This window comes from Pseudoxanthomonas sp. z9, assembly GCF_006542425.1.
GTDB lineage: Bacteria > Pseudomonadota > Gammaproteobacteria > Xanthomonadales > Xanthomonadaceae > Pseudoxanthomonas_A.
On sequence record NZ_VFID01000014.1, the window covers coordinates 110120 to 126163 of the forward strand.

15 protein-coding genes and 2 pseudogenes are annotated in these 16044 nt (G+C 68.8%); 9 read left to right on the top strand and 8 right to left on the bottom strand.

Annotated features, from left to right (window positions below):
• Window positions 1-168: 168 nt before the first annotated feature.
• The 4 genes and pseudogenes from FG323_RS16575 to FG323_RS16590 all read left to right on the top strand — a co-directional run.
• On the top strand, window positions 169-2874 hold the full coding sequence (locus FG323_RS16575) for a M1 family metallopeptidase (RefSeq protein ID WP_141455827.1): 2706 nt from the start codon (window positions 169-171) through the stop codon (window positions 2872-2874).
• 37 nt (window positions 2875-2911) lie between these two features.
• Window positions 2912-3763 (top strand): peptide chain release factor N(5)-glutamine methyltransferase, encoded by an 852-nt coding sequence (prmC, locus tag FG323_RS16580; protein WP_141455828.1) that lies wholly within the window; start codon window positions 2912-2914, stop codon window positions 3761-3763.
• A gap of 70 nt (window positions 3764-3833) precedes the next feature.
• On the top strand, window positions 3834-4775 hold the full coding sequence (gene pip / locus FG323_RS16585) for a prolyl aminopeptidase (protein WP_141455829.1): 942 nt from the start codon (window positions 3834-3836) through the stop codon (window positions 4773-4775).
• A gap of 62 nt (window positions 4776-4837) precedes the next feature.
• Window positions 4838-5059, top strand: a pseudogene (locus FG323_RS16590) (alkylphosphonate utilization protein); the annotation flags it as partial.
• An 83-nt stretch (window positions 5060-5142) separates the two neighbouring features.
• On the opposite strand, the pseudogene FG323_RS16595 reads toward FG323_RS16590, so the two are convergent.
• Window positions 5143-5625 (bottom strand): annotated as a pseudogene (locus FG323_RS16595) (multidrug/biocide efflux PACE transporter).
• An 86-nt stretch (window positions 5626-5711) separates the two neighbouring features.
• Between FG323_RS16595 and FG323_RS16600 the strand changes: the two are divergent.
• Complete coding sequence (locus FG323_RS16600) at window positions 5712-6590, top strand: LysR family transcriptional regulator (protein WP_141455831.1); 879 nt, start codon at window positions 5712-5714, stop codon at window positions 6588-6590.
• Between the two features lie 10 nt (window positions 6591-6600).
• Here the strand turns inward: FG323_RS16600 and FG323_RS16605 are convergent, their stop codons facing one another.
• From FG323_RS16605 to FG323_RS16615, 3 genes are read right to left on the bottom strand one after another with little or no spacing between them, the layout of a single operon-like run.
• The gene (locus tag FG323_RS16605; protein ID WP_141455832.1) at window positions 6601-7167 is read right to left on the bottom strand and encodes an NUDIX hydrolase; all 567 of its coding nucleotides are present in this window, start codon (window positions 7165-7167) and stop codon (window positions 6601-6603) included.
• Between the two features lie 60 nt (window positions 7168-7227).
• Window positions 7228-8151: a 5'-3' exonuclease H3TH domain-containing protein gene (locus tag FG323_RS16610; protein ID WP_141455833.1), complete on the bottom strand. Its 924-nt coding sequence runs from the start codon at window positions 8149-8151 to the stop codon at window positions 7228-7230.
• Entirely contained in the window at window positions 8141-8725 is a 585-nt protein-coding gene (locus FG323_RS16615) for a nitroreductase (protein ID WP_141455834.1), read from the bottom strand. Before FG323_RS16615 ends, FG323_RS16610 begins: the two co-directional genes overlap by 11 nt.
• A gap of 152 nt (window positions 8726-8877) precedes the next feature.
• Between FG323_RS16615 and FG323_RS16620 the strand changes: the two genes are divergently transcribed.
• Together FG323_RS16620 and FG323_RS16625 are read left to right on the top strand one after the other, a co-directional pair.
• Window positions 8878-11163, top strand: a complete 2286-nt coding sequence (locus FG323_RS16620; RefSeq protein ID WP_141455835.1) for a DUF1631 domain-containing protein — start codon at window positions 8878-8880, stop codon at window positions 11161-11163.
• Between the two features lie 69 nt (window positions 11164-11232).
• Window positions 11233-12321 (top strand): NAD(P) transhydrogenase subunit alpha, encoded by a 1089-nt coding sequence (locus tag FG323_RS16625; RefSeq protein WP_141455836.1) that lies wholly within the window; start codon window positions 11233-11235, stop codon window positions 12319-12321.
• A 27-nt stretch (window positions 12322-12348) separates the two neighbouring features.
• Here FG323_RS16625 and FG323_RS16630 read toward each other — a convergent pair whose 3' ends face one another.
• From FG323_RS16630 to FG323_RS16645, 4 genes are read right to left on the bottom strand one after another with little or no spacing between them, the layout of a single operon-like run.
• Window positions 12349-12801: a DUF3106 domain-containing protein gene (locus FG323_RS16630; protein WP_141455837.1), complete on the bottom strand. Its 453-nt coding sequence runs from the start codon at window positions 12799-12801 to the stop codon at window positions 12349-12351.
• A gap of 4 nt (window positions 12802-12805) precedes the next feature.
• Window positions 12806-13165 carry a hypothetical protein gene (locus FG323_RS16635; RefSeq protein ID WP_141455838.1) on the bottom strand — a complete coding sequence of 120 codons (360 nt, stop codon included), beginning with the start codon at window positions 13163-13165 and terminating at the stop codon, window positions 12806-12808.
• Complete coding sequence (locus FG323_RS16640; protein WP_255470217.1) at window positions 13162-13719, bottom strand: RNA polymerase sigma factor; 558 nt, start codon at window positions 13717-13719, stop codon at window positions 13162-13164. Before FG323_RS16640 ends, FG323_RS16635 begins: the two co-directional genes overlap by 4 nt.
• 9 nt (window positions 13720-13728) lie before the next feature.
• Window positions 13729-14064 (bottom strand): hypothetical protein, encoded by a 336-nt coding sequence (locus FG323_RS16645; RefSeq protein ID WP_141455840.1) that lies wholly within the window; start codon window positions 14062-14064, stop codon window positions 13729-13731.
• A 171-nt stretch (window positions 14065-14235) separates the two neighbouring features.
• On the opposite strand from FG323_RS16645, the gene FG323_RS16650 reads away from it, so the two are divergent.
• Both FG323_RS16650 and FG323_RS16655 read left to right on the top strand, forming a co-directional pair.
• Complete coding sequence (locus tag FG323_RS16650; RefSeq protein WP_141455841.1) at window positions 14236-14541, top strand: NAD(P) transhydrogenase subunit alpha; 306 nt, start codon at window positions 14236-14238, stop codon at window positions 14539-14541.
• The gene (locus tag FG323_RS16655; RefSeq protein ID WP_141455842.1) at window positions 14541-15998 is read left to right on the top strand and encodes an NAD(P)(+) transhydrogenase (Re/Si-specific) subunit beta; all 1458 of its coding nucleotides are present in this window, start codon (window positions 14541-14543) and stop codon (window positions 15996-15998) included. Before FG323_RS16650 ends, FG323_RS16655 begins: the two co-directional genes overlap by 1 nt.
• Window positions 15999-16044 lie beyond the last annotated feature (46 nt).

A 16044-nucleotide genomic window follows, 5' to 3' on the forward strand; every position in this document is an offset into this window, starting at 1 on the left:
AAGATTGTATCAATAGATTCTGTCTATCGATTGCCGTAGTCAGCCTGCCCATCGATATGGGGACTCGATGATTCCCGGCCAAGGTCACGGGCGACTGGTACTTTCGGCAGGGGGGCACCGGTGGCGACCGGTCGTAAGTTCGAAGGCTTTCCACTGTGGGGTTCGGAGATGACCGTATTGCGTCGCAGCGCGCTGGCGTGTGCATTGTTGCTGGCGGCCTCGTTGCCCGGGCAGGCGGCCGAGTCCGCGGCGGTTCCCAAGGGCCCGCTGCCGCGTACCGTGGTGCCGTCGCTGGTCAATCTCGAACTGAGGCTGGATCCGCGCCAGGAACGCTTCAGTGGCACCACCCGCATCGATGCCGAGGTCAGGGAAGCCACTTCCGTCCTGTGGATGCACGGCCGCGATCTCGACATCCGCCAGGCCACCGCGATCCTGGCCGACGGGCGCCGGGTCAAGCTGGCCGCCGAATCGGCCGACGTGTCCGGCGTGCTCAAGCTGACCGCGGCAGAATCGATTCCGGCCGGCAAGGCGGTCTTGGAAATCGTCTTCGAAGCGCCGTTCGGGCAATTGCAGGGCGCCTATCGTGTCAAGCCGGACGGCCGCGACTACGTGGTCACCCAGATGGAACCGCTGGGGGCGCGCAACACGTTCCCCGGTTTCGACGAACCCAGTTTCAAGCAGCCCTGGGACATCACCCTGATCGTGCCGGAGCAGGACGTGGCGGTCGCCAACAGCCGCGAACTGAAAACCGAGTCGCTGGGGAATGGCTGGAAGAAGGTCACCTTCGCTCGCACCGAGGCGCTGCCCAGTTACCTGATCGCGTTCGCGGTCGGCCCCTGGGACGTGCCGAAGGGACCGGACATTCCGGCCACCGCCATCCGCAGCACCCCGATCACGCTGCGCGGCGTGGCCGCGCACGGGCAGGGCGAACGCATGCGTTACACGCTGGACAACACGCCGGTGATCGTCACCAAGCTGGAGGAGTACTTCGGCACGCCGTATCCATTCGACAAGCTCGACAACGTCGCCGCACCCGATTTCTGGGCCGGCGCGATGGAGAACGCGGGCCTGATCGTCTATCGCGACACCCTGATGTTCCCGGACGAGAAATCCACCCCGCGCGAGCGCCAGGCGTACTGGGGCGTCAGCGCGCACGAACTGGCGCACCAGTGGTTCGGTGACCTGGTGACGATGAAGTGGTGGGACGACCTCTGGCTCAATGAGGCCTTCGCCACCTGGATGGGCACCAAGATCACCGGCCAGCTGCAACCCGGCTTCCACGCCGATCGCGGCCTGTTGGAAGGCGCGCTGGAGGCGATGGGCGAGGACAGCCTGGTCAGCACCCGCCGCGTGCATGAACCGATCAACGATTTCACCGAGATCCAGTCCGCCTTCGACGGCATCACCTACCAGAAAGGCGGCGCGGTGCTGTCGATGTTCGAGACCTACATCGGCGAGACCCCGTTCCGCGACGGCATCCGCAGCTACCTGAAGGCGCACGCGCGCGGCAATGCCACCAGCGGCGATCTCATCGCGGCGGTAGCGGCGCAGAGCAAGGACCCGGCCGGTGTCGATCGCGCGTTCAAGAGCTTCATCGACCAGCCCGGCGTGCCTTACGTGAAGGTGGACGTCGACTGCGACGGCAAGACGCCTTCGCTCAAGCTGCGGCAGCAGCGCTACCTGCCGCTGGGATCGGCCGCCAGCGCCAGCCAGACCTGGGGCATGCCGTTCTGCGTGCGCTATCAGGATGGCGATCAGGTGCGTTCCGAATGCAGCCTGGTCGAACAGGCCGCCACGACCATGCCGCTGACCCAGGCCAAGAGCTGCCCGGCCTGGGTGATGCCGAACGCGCACGGCAACGGCTACTACCGGTTCGCGCTCGACGACAAGGCGGCCAGGCAATTGGCGGGCGCGTTCGCGCAACTGGACGAACGCGAGCAGCGCGTCTACGCGGATTCGCTGGAAGCGGCCTTCAAGGCCGGCAGCATCGACGCCGCCGGCTACCTGGCCGGCGTGCCGCAACTGGCCGACGCGGAGGTGCGCCAGACCGCGACCGCGCCGATGGGACAACTGGCCTGGATGAAGGAGTACCTGGCCACGGACGATGCGCAGAAGGCTGCCGTGGCCGCCTACGCGCGCAAGATTTACGGGCCGCGCCTGCAGGCGCTGGGCCTGGAGCCCAAGGCGGGCGAAAGCGACGACACCCGTATCCTGCGCCGCACCCTGATCGGTTTCCTGTACCGCACTGGCGAAAGCCCGGAACTGGGCGAGGAACTGGTGCGCCGCGGCCGCGCGATTATCGGCCAGAAGGCCGACGGCAGCGCCGGCACCGGCAAGCTGGATCCGGAAGCGGTCCCGCGCGATCTGCGCGCGGTTTCGCTGGCCGCGGTCGCCCGCGCCGGGGATGCGGCGACCTTCGATCTGCTAGAGAAGCACCTGCGCGCGACCCAGGATGCGGCGATCCGCACGGAACTGCTGGAGGCGCTGGGCAACATGAGCGACGCGCCGCTGGCCGAGCGTGCGCGTGCCTTCATCCTGGAAAAGGGGCTGCTGCGCCGGAACGAGCTTGCGCCGCTGCTGATGCCGCAGATGGAAGCGGAAGCGGCGCGTCCGGCCCTGCGCCAGTGGGTGGATACCCATTTCAAGACCCTGGAAGCCTCGCTGGCGCCGGCGGGCGCGCGGCTGGTTTCGGTCTATGGCGCGGGCATGTGCAGCAAGCAGGAAGCCGCGGATCTGCTGTCCCGGTTCGGCGAACGAATGAAGACCGTGGAAGGCGGCCCGCGCGCGCTGAAGCAGGAAGCGGAAAACATCGGCCTGTGCGCCGACCTGCGCGACGCGCAGCGGGGCAAGGGCTTCGGCGGCGCTTTGCAGTAAGCTGCGCGCCCGCGCTGGGCGGGCCGCAGGTCGCGTGATGGGCAGTTCCGGACAATCCGATGTAAGCCAATGCCTGTCACGGGCAGCCGGCCGTCTTCCCGCCGGGGACGGCCGCCATGTCGCCGAGCATCTGCTCTCGCACGTGCTCGGACGGGATCGCGCCTGGCTGTTCGCGCACGCACGGGATCCGCTGGGCGCGGAAGAGCTGGCGCGCTTCGAGGCGTTGCTGGAACGTCGCATCGCCGGCGAGCCGGTGGCCTATCTGACCGGACGGCGCGGTTTCTGGACGCTGGACCTGGCGGTCGGTCCGGCTACCTTGATTCCGCGTCCGGAAACCGAACTGCTGGTGGAACTCGTGCTCGCCCGCCTTCCGATGGAAGGCGCGCCGGACGTGGCCGATCTCGGGACCGGCAGCGGCGCGATCGCGCTGGCCGTGGCCAGCGAGCGCCCACGGGCACGGGTGGTCGCCACCGATGCCAGCACGGGCGCGCTGGCGATCGCCGAGTGCAATGCGCGTGCGCACGACATCGGCAACGTCCGATTCCTGTCGGGTGACTGGTGGCAGCCGCTGGCGGGGCAGCGCTTCGATCTGGTTGCCAGCAATCCGCCCTACATCGCCGAGGCCGATCCCCACCTGTGGCAGGGCGATCTGCGCCACGAGCCGATGTCAGCGCTGGCGTCCGGGGCCGATGGCCTGGACGCGATTCGTATCATCGTCGATGGCGCCCCGCGTCATCTGCGCGCGGACGGCTGGCTGTTGCTGGAACATGGTTGGGACCAGGGTGCGGCGATCCGCGAGCTGCTGTTGCAGGCGGGTTTCGCCGACGTCGCCACCGAGCAGGATCTGGAAGCGCGCGATCGCGTCACGCTGGGGCGCTGGCCGGGCTGAGTCGCCGCACGCGGCAGCGGGGAAAGGCCGCGCCGGCTAGAATGGGCGCCTGTTTTCCGCGGGAACCGCCATGCGCACGCTCTATCCGGACATCGAACCCTACGACACCGGCACGCTGAAGGTCGACGATCGCCACACGCTGTATTACGAGCAGTGCGGCAATCCGGACGGCAAGCCGGTGGTCCTGCTGCATGGCGGCCCGGGCGGCGGCTGCAGCCCGAAGATGCGCCGCTTCCACGATCCGGCCAAGTACCGGATCATCCTGTTCGACCAGCGCGGCTCCGGGCGCTCGACGCCGCACGCGGATCTGGTCGACAACACCACCTGGGATCTGGTCGCCGACATCGAGAAACTGCGCGAGCGGCTGGGCATCGCGCGCTGGCAGGTGTTCGGCGGCAGCTGGGGTTCGACCCTGGCGCTGGCCTATGCCGAAACCCATCCGCGGCAGGTCACGGAACTGGTCCTGCGCGGCATCTTCATGCTGCGCCGCTGGGAGCTGGAGTGGTTCTACCAGCAAGGCGCTTCGCGCCTGTTCCCGGATGCCTGGGAGCACTACCTGGCGGCGATTCCTCCTGTCGAGCGCCACGATCTGATTTCGGCCTATCACCGCCGCCTGACTTCCGGCGATCACGCGGTGCGGCTGGCGGCCGCGCGCGCGTGGAGCGTATGGGAAGGCGCGACCAGCTTCCTGCGGGTGGATGCGGACTTCGTCAGCGGCCATGAGGACGCCGAATTCGCGCTGGCCTTCGCCCGCATCGAGAACCATTACTTCGTCAACGGTGGTTTCTTCGAGGTCGAGGACCAACTGCTGCGCGACGCATCGCGCATCGCCGACATTCCCGGTGTCATCGTGCACGGCCGCTACGACGTGGTCTGCCCGGTGGCCAATGCGTGGGAACTGCACAAGGCCTGGCCGAAGGGCCGGCTGGAGATCACGCCGACCTCGGGTCATTCCGCCTTCGAGGAAGAGAACATCGACGCGCTGGTGCGGGCCACCGACGCGTTCGCCTGATTTTTGCCCTTCGGGGTGTTTTGCCGGCGGGCCGCGGCCCGTCCCATGGAGATGAAATGTCGGAAGAAGAAATCCTCGTCAAGGACAGCAACGGCACCGTGCTCGCCAATGGCGACTCGGTCACGCTGATCAAGGACCTGAAGGTGAAGGGCACCTCGGTGACGCTCAAGCGCGGCACCCTGGTCAAGAACATCCGCCTGACCGACGACGAGGAGCTCATCGAGTGCAACGTCGACAAGGTCAAGGGCCTGGTGCTGCGTACCGAGTTCCTCAAGAAGGCCTGAGCCCGTCCGCTCCGCCATGGCGGATGGCCGGATCAAAGGAAAACCCGCGCCGGATGGCGCGGGTTTTTTCATTGCGAGCCGATTTACGTCCGGCCGCGCGCTTCGACGACTTCCAGCACCGGCGTCGCGTCCCGCGCCAGCCAGCGTTCGCGCAGCACGTCATAGGCCCAGTTGAAGCCCAGCGTGTAGGGCAGGAAGAACAGCAGCAGGCCGATATCGAGCACGAACGCCTGCACCAGTCCGATCGACAGCCACCAGGCGGCCAGCGGTACGGTGGCGACGATCAGCCCCAACTCGAACAGCAGCGCGTGGATGACGCGGACCTTCGGGGTACGCTCGAAGCCCCAGTGCCGCTGGGCGCGGTCGAAGCCGGCGGTATAGGCCATGTTCCACAGCATCGCCAGGGTCGAGACCGCCAGGGTCAGCGCGCCGGTGTGCAGCAGCGACTTGCCCAGCAACTAGGCCAGGGCCGGCGCGGACAGGGCAATGGCGAGGCCTTCGAAGGCCAATGCGTGGAGGACGCGTTCCTTCAGGCTCTTTTCGGGGGCAACGCGATTCGGGTTCATGGGGAAACTCCTGTAGAACAACAGGCGGACATTCTCATCGGCTGATAGGATGGATTAAAGTTGGAATCCATCGGGAAAACCGATATATGAATCCCTCGCCGGAATCCTTGCAGGCGTTTGCCCAGGCCGTGGCCCTGGGTTCGTTCAGCGCGGCCGCACGCCGGTTGGGCAAGAGCCAGTCCACGGTCAGCGAAGCCATCGCCCGGCTCGAAATCGACCTGGGCGTCACCCTGTTCGACCGTTCCGGCCGGCAACCCCGGCTCACCGAAGCCGGACAGGTGCTGGCCGGTCGGGTGGAACAGGTGCTGGCGGCCTCCGACCGCCTCCAGCGGGTGGCGGCGGAACTGGCCGGCGGGCGCGAGGCGCGGGTGACCCTGGGCCTGTCGGATGCCTACCAGTCGGCCGGCTACGAGGCGCTGCTGGCGGAAATGGCCGAGCGCTATCCGGACCTTGAATTCGAATGCCTGCTGGCCGAGCGCGAGGATTTGATCGACCTGGTCGACGAGGGCCGCGCCACCCTCGCATTGCTGGCCGCGCGCGAGCAGTACGCGCCGGAACTGGGCTGGGCAACCGTGGCCGAACGGGCCGAGTTCGCCCTGTTCGTCGGCCAGGACCATCCCCTGGCGGGATTGCCGCGCGTACGGGTCGAGGATCTGGCCGGCTGGCGCCTGCTGGCGTTGAGCACGGTGGGCCAGCCGGAAGCGCGAGATGATGCCTTGCCCGCCGGCGATGGCCGCTGGACCGCGCCCAACTACCTGCTGTTGCTGGAAATGGCGGTGCACGGCTTCGGCTGGGCCGAACTCCCGCGCTGGCTGGTCGATGGTTACGCGGGAGGCCGGTTGCGGGAACTGAAGGTGACCGGCTGGCCGCGCACCCAGGCGGTGGACATCATCTGGTCGCGGCGGCGTCCGCTGGGACCGGCCGCCAGCTGGATGCTGGAGCGGCTGCTGGCGGAATCGCCGTGACCGGCCGCGGCTAGCCGCGCGGGGTGCCGTCCAGGTTGTGTTCGATCATCCACAGGCCGGCCCAGAGCTTGGCGTCCAGTTCGTAGCCTTCGCGCAGCTTCGCGGTCAGCCACGCCGCCGCTTCCGCACGCGGGATTTCGTGGACGGTGATGTCCTCGTCGCCGTCGCCGCCGCCCGGGCCGACCTTGCGCAGGCCGGTGGCGCGCACGAAGGCGACCTTCTCGCTGCTGCTGCCGGAAGAGGTGGGACCGATCAACAGGACTTCCGCGCGCGCGGCGGTCCAGCCGGTCTCCTCTTCCAGTTCGCGGATGGCCGAGACCTCGATGGATTCGCCGGCATCGATGTCGCCGACCAGTCCGGCCGGCATCTCGATGGTATTGGCCTGCAGCGGCACCCGGAACTGTTCGACGAACAGCACGCGGTCGTCGGGTGTGACCGCGATGATGATGGCGGCCAGCCCGCCGCTGTGGGTGCGCTCGGAGTACTCCCAGGTACCGCGCTCGACCATCCGCAGGTAGCGGCCTTCGTAGACGGTGCGTGGCGCGGCGGTCTTGCGGTGTCGGGAAGCGTCATCCATGCCGCGATGCTAACGGCTGGCGATGACGTTTTGTAGGCGGCGGATGGCGTCGCGCCGCGATCAGGCGACCGAAAGGCCCGCCGCTTCCAGCAGCCGCCGCCGGGTCATCGGCCCGAATCGCAGCGCTTCGGCCAGGGCGTGCAGCACGTCGCCGTCGGCGGCGGCACGGCCGAACCCGGCTTCCTGCGTGCCCAGCGGCGCATCCAGCGCGATGGTGGTCAGCTCGCGCCACAGCAGCGCGTGCTCCCGCTGTTCGCGCAGGCGCGCGGCGATGCCGGCGGCGCCGCGCAGGCGCAGGAACGGCACCTCGTCGATGCGCGCGAGCAATGTGTCCAGGCTGCCGAAATGCGCCAGCAGCACCGCCGCGCTCTTGGCGCCGATGCCGCTGATGCCGGGGATGTTGTCGACCGCGTCGCCGGTCAGCGCCAGGTAATCGGCGATCTGCCGCGCTTCCACGCCATGGCGCGCCTTGACCCCGGCCATGCCCCAGCGCTGGCCGCGGGCGAAATCCCACTGCTCGTCGTGTTCCCACAGCAATTGCGACAGATCCTTGTCGGCCGAGACGATCACGCCGCGGAAACCGGTGGGGCGGGCGCCGTGCAGCGCGCTGCCGATCAGATCGTCGGCCTCATATTCGGCATGCGCCAGCACGCTCAGTCCAAGCGCGGCGCACAGCGCCTTGCAATGGCCGAACTGCCGGCGCAGTTCCTCGGGCGCCGGATCGCGATTGGCCTTGTAGGCCGGATAGATGCGATTGCGGAAACAGCTGTCGAGCGCCTCGTCGAAGGCGATGGCGATGTGCCGCGGACGTTCCTTCTCCAGCAGTTCCAGCAGGAAGCGGGCGAAGCCGTGGACCGCGTTGGTCGGCCAGCCGTCGGCGTCGTGGAACTCGTCCGGCATCGAATGCCAGGCGCGGAAAACGTACAGGCTGGCATCGACCAGGTAGAGCGGATGCGCCGGCGCGAGGTCGGCGTCAACGGCCATCGGGTTGCCACTGGCTGAGCAGGGTGGCCGGATCCGGCCGTTCCCGCTCCGGTGCGTCCATCCGCGGCGTGCCGATATGGATGAAGCCGACGATGCGTTCGTTCGTGGCCAGGCCCAGCAAGGCGGCGACGGCCTCGTCGTAAGCCATCCACCCGGTCAGCCACTGCGCACCGAACCCCAGTGCCTGCGCGGCCTGCAGCAGGGCGAAGCAGACGCTGCCCGCGGTCAGCAACTGCTCCTGCTCGGGCACCTTGTGGCCGGGCGTGATCCGGGCGATCACGGTGACGATGTCGGGCGCATGGGAAAAGCGCGCCCGATCCTTTTCCACCGCCGCGGCCGGTGCCTCCGGATCGCGTGCCAGGGTGCGCTCGGCCAGCGCATCGCCCAGGGCGAACCGGGCCGGACCCGAGATGTGCAGGAAGCGGTACGGCACCAGCTTGCCGTGATCCGGCACGCGTACCGCGGACTGGAGCATGCGGTGCAGGGTGGCCGGGTCGGGCCCGGGTTCACCGAGCTGGCGGGAGGGTACCGAGCGGCGATCGTCGAGGAACTGGAGGGGGGAGGCGGCGGACATGCCGTCAAGTTTAACTTGTCATTCCCGTTGCACCGCGCCAAAGTGCCGATCTGGTCACGCCAGGTTCGCACTGGATTTCCTACGATGTGTGAGTCGCCTGACCTTAACGGGTCGTTTGCAACTTTCGCCTGCCAAGGCGGGGAACCTTGCGCATGACGAACAGCCCTCACGCCACTGCCAGCAGTGGACACGACCCGCGCCTGCTCGGCCAGGCGCGCGATGCCGTGCTGCCGCCGCTGGCGGATGCGTTCATCCAGGCGCTGGGCCGTTTCGACGACGCATTGTTCGATCGCGCCGAGCGCGCCGGCCCCTCGCAGATGGCCTTTCTCGACGCGATGCGCGAATTGCGTCGCCGGCGCGAGGAAATCATCGGGCGTTTCCGCAATGCCCTGCTCGAAGCCTGGCGTTCGCTGGAAGCCGGCCAGCCGCTGTCCGCGGAGGAGATCCTGATACGCGGCGACAGTTCCGGGTTGAGCCTGGTCACCGAGCAGGAACTGGAATCGCGCCTGGCCGCACGCAACCTGGCGGCGGTGCTGGCGCGCGACTGCAAGCCGGTGCTGGGCCGGCTGGAGCGCCGGCTGTCGGTGCTCGCCAGCGTCAAGCTGGACGGCGAACACAATCCCATCGGCGCCGAGCACATCGGCGCGGCCATCCACACCGCCTTCGGCACCAGTGATCTGGCGCTGGAGGTCCGGCTGGTGGTGGTCAAGCTGTGCGAACGCGAACTGGTGCCGCTGGTGGCCCGCATCTACGAGGCGCTCGACCAGCGCCTGGTCCGGGTCGGCGTGGCGCCGGACCTGCCGGCGGGCCCGAAGCCGACCCCGACGCCGGCTCCGCGCCCGGAAACCTTCGACAGCGAGCCCCTGATCCAGGACGAGGAGATGCACGCGCCCGCCTGGGCCGCGCGTTTCGTCAACCGGATGGCCGGCTTCCGTGAAATGCATGGCGGCCCGGGCGGCCGTGCGGAACCGGAAGAGGGCAGCTACGGGCAGGCGCCCGGCACCCAGACCGTGCTGCTGGAAGCGCTGCACCACCTGCTGCAGGAGTCGCGCGGCCAGCGTGGTCCGGAGTCGGCGCGTGGCGCGCTCGGGACCCGCGATCTGTCGCAGCGGGAAATGCTGTCGGTGTTGTCGCTGCTGCAATCCACTCCGAGCGCGACCCTGCGGGCCGCGATTGGCGACACCGGCGAATCGCTGGCGCAGCGGCTGAAGAATGAAGTACTCAGCAGCGCCACCCAACTGGGCGTGGATCCGTCCACCGCCCGGCTGGCCCCGGTCGACGAGGACGCCATCGATCTGGTCGGCATGCTGTTCGACGTCATGCTGGACGAGCGTGACCTGGAAGGACGGCCACGCGAGCTGATCGGCCGGCTGGTGGTGCCATTCGTGAAGGTGGCGCTGCTGGATCGGCGCATGTTCGTGCAGAAGACCCATCCAGCCCGCCGGCTGCTCAACGCGCTGGCCGAAGCCTGCGAGGGCAACAACGGCGAAAGCGCTGCGGAACGCACGCTGTTGACCAAGGTCGAGGAAGTGGTGGATCGGCTGGTGGCCGAGTTCAACGAGAACCTGGCCATCTTCCTGACCCTGGAAGAAGAATTCCGCGCCTTCCTGGACCAGCACCGCCGCCGCATCGAGATCGCCGAGCGGCGGGCCGCCGAGATCCAGCGTGGCCAGGAGCGCCTGGAAACCGCGCGCACGCGCATGAACGCCGAGCTGTCGACCCGCGTCGAAGGCCGCGAGTTGCCGGGCGCGATCGAGGAATTCCTGCGCCAGCCCTGGGCCCACCACGTCACCATGACGCTGCTGCGCGAGGGCGAGGACAGCAACGCATTGCGCGACGCGCTGGCGCTGGCCGACGGCATCCTCGAGGAACTGACCGAGGCGCAGCGCCAGATCATCGGCAAGCCCTGGCTGCAGGCCTGGCGTCCCGGACTGGTGCAGGTGTTCGCCAGCGTCGGCATGAATGCCGATGCCGCCCATGGCGCGGTGGACGCGCTGCACGACACCTTGCAGGCGATCGCCGCATCGCGCCCGGACCTGCAGAAATCACTGCCGGAACTGCCGCAGGTCATCCTGCCCAAGCCGGCGGAGGATGAGAACACCCCGATCCAGATCGTGGGCGGGATCGACACGCTCGAATTCGATCACGCCGACGCCGATCACTTCCGCCTGCTCGCCATCGGCACCTGGCTGGATTTCATCGACAAGGACAACAAGGTGCAGCCGGGCAAGCTGTCGTGGGTGAGTCCGATTTCCTCGCGCCTGCTGTTCGTCAATCGCCGTGGCGTGCGCTTCTGCGTGGCCTCGCCGGAAGAACTGGCGGCAATGGTGCGCCTGGGCCGGCTGCGCCGGCACATCGAGGAAGACGCGTTCGACAGCGCCATGCAGGGCGTGATCGATCGGCTGGAGCCGGCCGTCCGCCCAGGCGACGCGCCCTGATCCCGCGCCGCCCGGCGGCGCGCCGCATTTGCTAGCATCGGCTCCGACACAAACGGCACCGGAGTACGCATGGCGGTCGAGGTTCTGGTCCTGAAGGAAACCGCAGCGGGCGAGCGGCGCGTGGCCGCCACCCCGGAAACGGTCAAGAAAATGGTCGCCGCCGGCGCCCAGGTGCGGTTCGACCCCGGTGCCGGGCGCTCGGCCGGTTTCCTCGACGAGGCCTACGCCGGCGCCGGTGCGCGTCCGGCCGATGGCGATGCCCTGGCCAATGCCGACGTGGTGCTGTGCGTGCAACCGCCCGCGCCGGAAACGCTGGCGCGGTTGAAGACCGGCGCGGCGCTGATCGGCATGCTGCACCCTCAGGCGGATGCCGCGCGTGCCGAGGCGATCCAGGCGCGCGGCCTGCTGGCGTTTCCGCTGGAGCGCCTGCCGCGCACGACCCGCGCCCAGGCCATGGACGTGCTCAGTTCGCAGGCGGGCATGGCCGGCTACAAGGCCGTGCTGATCGCCGCCCAGCTCGCCCCGCGCTTCTTTCCGATGCTGACCACCGCGGCCGGCACCATCCGCCCGTCGAAGGTGCTGATCGTCGGCGCCGGCGTGGCGGGCCTGCAGGGGGTCGCCACCGCCAAGCGCCTGGGCGCGCAGGTGGAGGGCTTCGACGTGCGCCCGGAGACCCGCGAGCAGATCGAATCGCTGGGCGGCCGCTTCCTGGACCTGGGCGTGAGCGCGGCCGGCGAGGGCGGCTACGCCCGTCAGCTGACCGACGAGGAACGCGCCGAGCAACAGCGCCGGCTGGCGGAACACCTCAAGGGCGTGGATGTCATCGTCTGCACCGCCGCCGTACCGGGCAGGCCGGCGCCGAAGATCATCACCACCGCGATGGTCGAGGGCATGAAGCCGGGCAGCGTGATCGTGGATCTGGCGGCGGAAACCGGCGGCAACTGCGAGGCCACCCGGCCCGCTGAAACGATCGAGCACCAGGGCGTCACCGTCGCCGGACCGCTCAATCTCGCCAGCATGGGCGCGGTGCACGCCAGCGAGATGTACGCGCGCAACGTGCTGAACTTCGTCTCGCTGTTCCTCAAGGACGGAGCGATCAACTTCGACTGGCAGGACGAACTGCTGGCGAAGACCCGCTGGCCCGAACCGGCGGCCTGACGCCGTCGGCGACGCGCCGCCGCCGGATCAGGGGCGCGGGCTGTCCTCCTTGGGACGATGCTGTTCCAGCCAGGCGCGGCGCTGCTCCGGGGTCATCTTCTTCCAGTCCTCGCGCAGCTTTTCGCGCTGCTCCGGCGGCATCTCGCGCATGCGCAGGAACAGCGCCCGCGCGCGATCGCGCTGCTCGGGATTCATGTGTTCGAAACGGTGCATGCCGCGGCGTGCCTGCGCGCGCTGCTCGGGGGTCATCTGCTGCCAGCGGCGTCCGTGTTCCATCATCCGCGAACGGCCCTGGGGATCGCCGTTCCAGCGATCCCGCAGCGGTGCGATCAAGGTTTCACGCTGCTGCGGCGTCAGCTTCTCCCATTCCGGCAACGGCGCGGGCGCCGGGGCGGCCTGCTGGGCCAGCGCCTGGCCGGTCCACAGCAACGACAGGCCCAGCAGTGACAGCAGGGAACAACGCAGGGTTCGGGTCTTCATCGGTTCACTCCATCGCCAGCGGCGGCGCCTCGGAGGAGGCCAGCCACAGGTACAGATCGGGATTTTCGTCGAGCAGGGTGTTGGCGGGAAGCGCCGCGTCCGGCGTGGCCGCGGTGATCGCCGGTTCCGGGGATGCCGGTGTCGGAGAGGGTGACGACGGCAACCACTGCAGGCCGACCATCACCGCCAGCACCGCGCTGAACGCGGTGGCGGTCAGCCAGGGCCAGGCACGCCGCTGCGACGCCGGAGAGGAGTGGCGGGCCGCGCGCAGGCGTGCCAGGGTTTGAGGGGACACCTGCGCGAGCGCCGCGGCATGCGCCTGGCGCGCACGGGCGTCGAAATCGGGTTCGTGGGCGGGGTTCATCGGAATTCCTCCAGTTGCTTCTGCAGCGCATCCCGCGCGCGCGACAGGTGGGTCTTCACCGAGCCTTCCGAGCAACCCATCGCGCGCGCGGTGTCGGCGACATCCAATTCTTCCAGCACGCGCAGGGTGAAGGCTTCGCGCTGGCGGGCCGGCAGGCCGCGCAGGGCCTGCACCAGCCGTGCGTAGGCCTCGCGTTGCTCATGCGACTGCGCCGGGCCGTGGCCGGTGTCGGCCCAGTCCAGCGAGGCCTCGCCTTCGCCCTCGGCCTCCGGTCGCAGCCAGCGCAGGCGGAAACGCTGCCGGCGCTGCACGTCGACGATCTTCCGCCGCAGGATGCTCCAGAACAACGGCGTCCACTCGGCGGCGGGGCGATCGCGGTAGCCTAGCATCTTCATCATCGCGTCCTGCACCGCGTCCAGCGCGTCGTCGCGGCTGCGCAGTCCGGCCTCGGCGAAACGGAACGCGCGGGTGCCCAGCCCGGCCAGGAACTGATCTAGCGACGCCGCCACTGGCGGCGTCGCGATATCGGTTTCTTGTCCGGGGCCGGTACTCACCAGCACAGCTTAGCTCCGGCGGTCCCAGCGGCGCTCGATCCGGTCGCCGCGGCGGTCCATGCGCGCCTCGATGCGATCGCCCCGACGGTCCAGTTGGCGGTCGATGCGCTCGCCGCGCGCGTCCAGGCGGGTGGCGGCGCGCGGGTGGCCACGCGCGGCGGCCCGATCGGCGCGGCGATCGAAGTGCCGCTCGATGCGATCGCCGCGGACATCGAGGCGATGTTCGATGCGCTCGCCACGCACGTCGAGGCGGTGGTTGGCCCGATCGCCGGGATCGGCGGCGAAGGCCGGGGCGGCGACGGCGGACAGCAGTACGGCCAGGCACAGCGGAATGCGGCGGTTCATGGCGGTTGCCTCGCGGTGGGTGGGAACGGTGTCGCTTGCGGCACAGGAAACGCGCCGGCGGCGCGCGCGTTGACAGGCGCGTGGCGGGGTTCCGCCGGGTTCAGGTGCGGTTATGATGCGGAAACGCCGCGGCGCGACCCGTCGGCGCAACGACAATCTGGGAGTGCGTGGATGAACGACGGTTTCGTGGCCTTGTACATCTTCATGCTGGCGGCCATCGCCGGGCATGTGATCATTTCCCGGGTGCCGGTGATCCTGCATACGCCGCTGATGTCCGGCTCCAACTTCATCCACGGCATCGTGCTGATCGGCGCGATGGTGGTGCTGGGGCACGCGGACACCACCCTGGAGAAGGTCATCGGCTTCATCGCCGTGCTGCTGGGCGCGGGCAACGCCGCCGGTGGCTACGTGGTGACCGAGCGCATGCTGGAGATGTTCAAGTCCAGCAAGCCGCAGCCGGGCAAGGAGGGCAAGTGATGAGCTGGACCCTGCCCGAACTGCTGTCCTTCCTGGTCAAGGCCAGCTACCTGGTCGCCGCGACCCTGTTCCTGCTCGGCCTGCAGCGCATGGCCTCACCGCTGACCGCGCGCAGCGGTATCCGCTGGGCCGGGCTGGGCATGCTGATCGCCACGGTGGCGACCTTCTTCCTGCCGGACCTGCACAACATCCCGCTGATCATCGCGGCGGTGGCGATCGGCAGCGCGGTGGCCTGGGTATCCGGCAAGCAGGTGCCGATCACCGACATGCCGCAGATGGTCGCGCTCTACAACGGCATGGGCGGCGGTTCGGCGGCGGCGATCGGCGCGGTGGAACTGCTGCGCTTCTCCTTCCTGGTTCATCGCGACACCACGCACTGGAGCGAGTCGGCGATCGCCGCGCTGGCCGCGCGCCAGCCGGATGCGACCACGCTGGCGCTGGCGGTGATCGGTTCGGCGATCGGCGCGGTGTCGCTGTCCGGTTCGGTCATCGCCTGGGCCAAGCTTGACGGGCGGCTGGACAAGCGGGTGGTGTTCCCCGGCCAGCAGGCCTTCAACCTGCTCGTGTTCATCGCGATGCTGGCGCTCGGCGGCTGGGCGGCCTATACCTTGTCGGTCCCGTACATCATCGCGTTCTTCGTGCTGGCGCTGGCGCTGGGCGTGCTGATGACCCTGCCGATCGGCGGCGCCGACATGCCGGTGGTGATCTCGCTGTACAACGCCTTCACCGGCCTGGCGGTGGCGTTCGAGGGTTACGTGCTGGGCAACGAGGCGCTGATCATCGCCGGCATGATGGTCGGCGCGGCGGGCATCCTGCTGACCCGGTTGATGGCCAAGGCGATGAACCGGCCGATCCGCAACGTGCTGTTCTCCAATTTCGGCGGTGGCGGGCAGGCGCAGGAGATCTCCGGTTCGCAGAAGCCGATCGAGGCCGGCGACGTCGCCGCGATGATGGCCTTCGCCGAGCGCGTGGTGATCGTGCCCGGCTACGGCATGGCGGTGGCGCAGGCGCAGCACAAGATCTGGGAACTGGCGCAGAAGCTGATCGATCGCGGGGTGAAGGTGAAGTTCGCCATCCATCCGGTCGCCGGCCGCATGCCCGGGCACATGAACGTGCTGCTGGCCGAGGCCGGCGTGCCCTACGATCTGATCGCGGACATGGACGACATCAACCCGGAGTTCGCCAACACCGACGTGTCGTTGGTGATTGGCGCCAATGACGTGGTCAACCCGGTCGCGAAGACCGACCCCGCCAGCCCCATCTACGGCATGCCGATCCTCGACGTGGTCAACAGCAGGAACACCATCGTGATCAAGCGCGGCAAAGGCACCGGTTTCGCCGGCATCGAGAATGCGCTGTTCTACGCCGACAACACCCGCATGCTGTACGGCGACGGCGCGGAGATGGCCAGCGCGCTGGTCAGCGAGCTGAAGGCACTGGACGGCGGCGGCCACTGAGCCGCCGCCCCTTCGCACGGGCTTCAGCGCAGGGCACGCCGCGTGA

Excerpts from the sequence above, each read along its gene's own strand:
- FG323_RS16615 (WP_141455834.1), bottom strand. The coding sequence starts at position 8,725 with ATGTCCGCCGCCTCCCCCCTCCAGTTCCTCGACGATCGCCGCTCGGTA.
- FG323_RS16620 (WP_141455835.1), top strand. The coding sequence starts at position 8,878 with ATGACGAACAGCCCTCACGCCACTGCCAGCAGTGGACACGACCCGCGC.
- pip (WP_141455829.1), top strand. The coding sequence starts at position 3,834 with ATGCGCACGCTCTATCCGGACATCGAACCCTACGACACCGGCACGCTG.
- FG323_RS16650 (WP_141455841.1), top strand. The coding sequence starts at position 14,236 with ATGAACGACGGTTTCGTGGCCTTGTACATCTTCATGCTGGCGGCCATC.
- FG323_RS16610 (WP_141455833.1), bottom strand. The coding sequence starts at position 8,151 with ATGGCCGTTGACGCCGACCTCGCGCCGGCGCATCCGCTCTACCTGGTC.
- FG323_RS16635 (WP_141455838.1), bottom strand. The coding sequence starts at position 13,165 with ATGAACCCCGCCCACGAACCCGATTTCGACGCCCGTGCGCGCCAGGCG.
- FG323_RS16625 (WP_141455836.1), top strand. The coding sequence starts at position 11,233 with ATGGCGGTCGAGGTTCTGGTCCTGAAGGAAACCGCAGCGGGCGAGCGG.
- FG323_RS16645 (WP_141455840.1), bottom strand. The coding sequence starts at position 14,064 with ATGAACCGCCGCATTCCGCTGTGCCTGGCCGTACTGCTGTCCGCCGTC.
- prmC (WP_141455828.1), top strand. The coding sequence starts at position 2,912 with ATGGGCAGTTCCGGACAATCCGATGTAAGCCAATGCCTGTCACGGGCA.
- FG323_RS16630 (WP_141455837.1), bottom strand. The coding sequence starts at position 12,801 with ATGAAGACCCGAACCCTGCGTTGTTCCCTGCTGTCACTGCTGGGCCTG.
- FG323_RS16600 (WP_141455831.1), top strand. The coding sequence starts at position 5,712 with ATGAATCCCTCGCCGGAATCCTTGCAGGCGTTTGCCCAGGCCGTGGCC.
- FG323_RS16605 (WP_141455832.1), bottom strand. The coding sequence starts at position 7,167 with ATGGATGACGCTTCCCGACACCGCAAGACCGCCGCGCCACGCACCGTC.
- FG323_RS16575 (WP_141455827.1), top strand. The coding sequence starts at position 169 with ATGACCGTATTGCGTCGCAGCGCGCTGGCGTGTGCATTGTTGCTGGCG.
- FG323_RS16655 (WP_141455842.1), top strand. The coding sequence starts at position 14,541 with ATGAGCTGGACCCTGCCCGAACTGCTGTCCTTCCTGGTCAAGGCCAGC.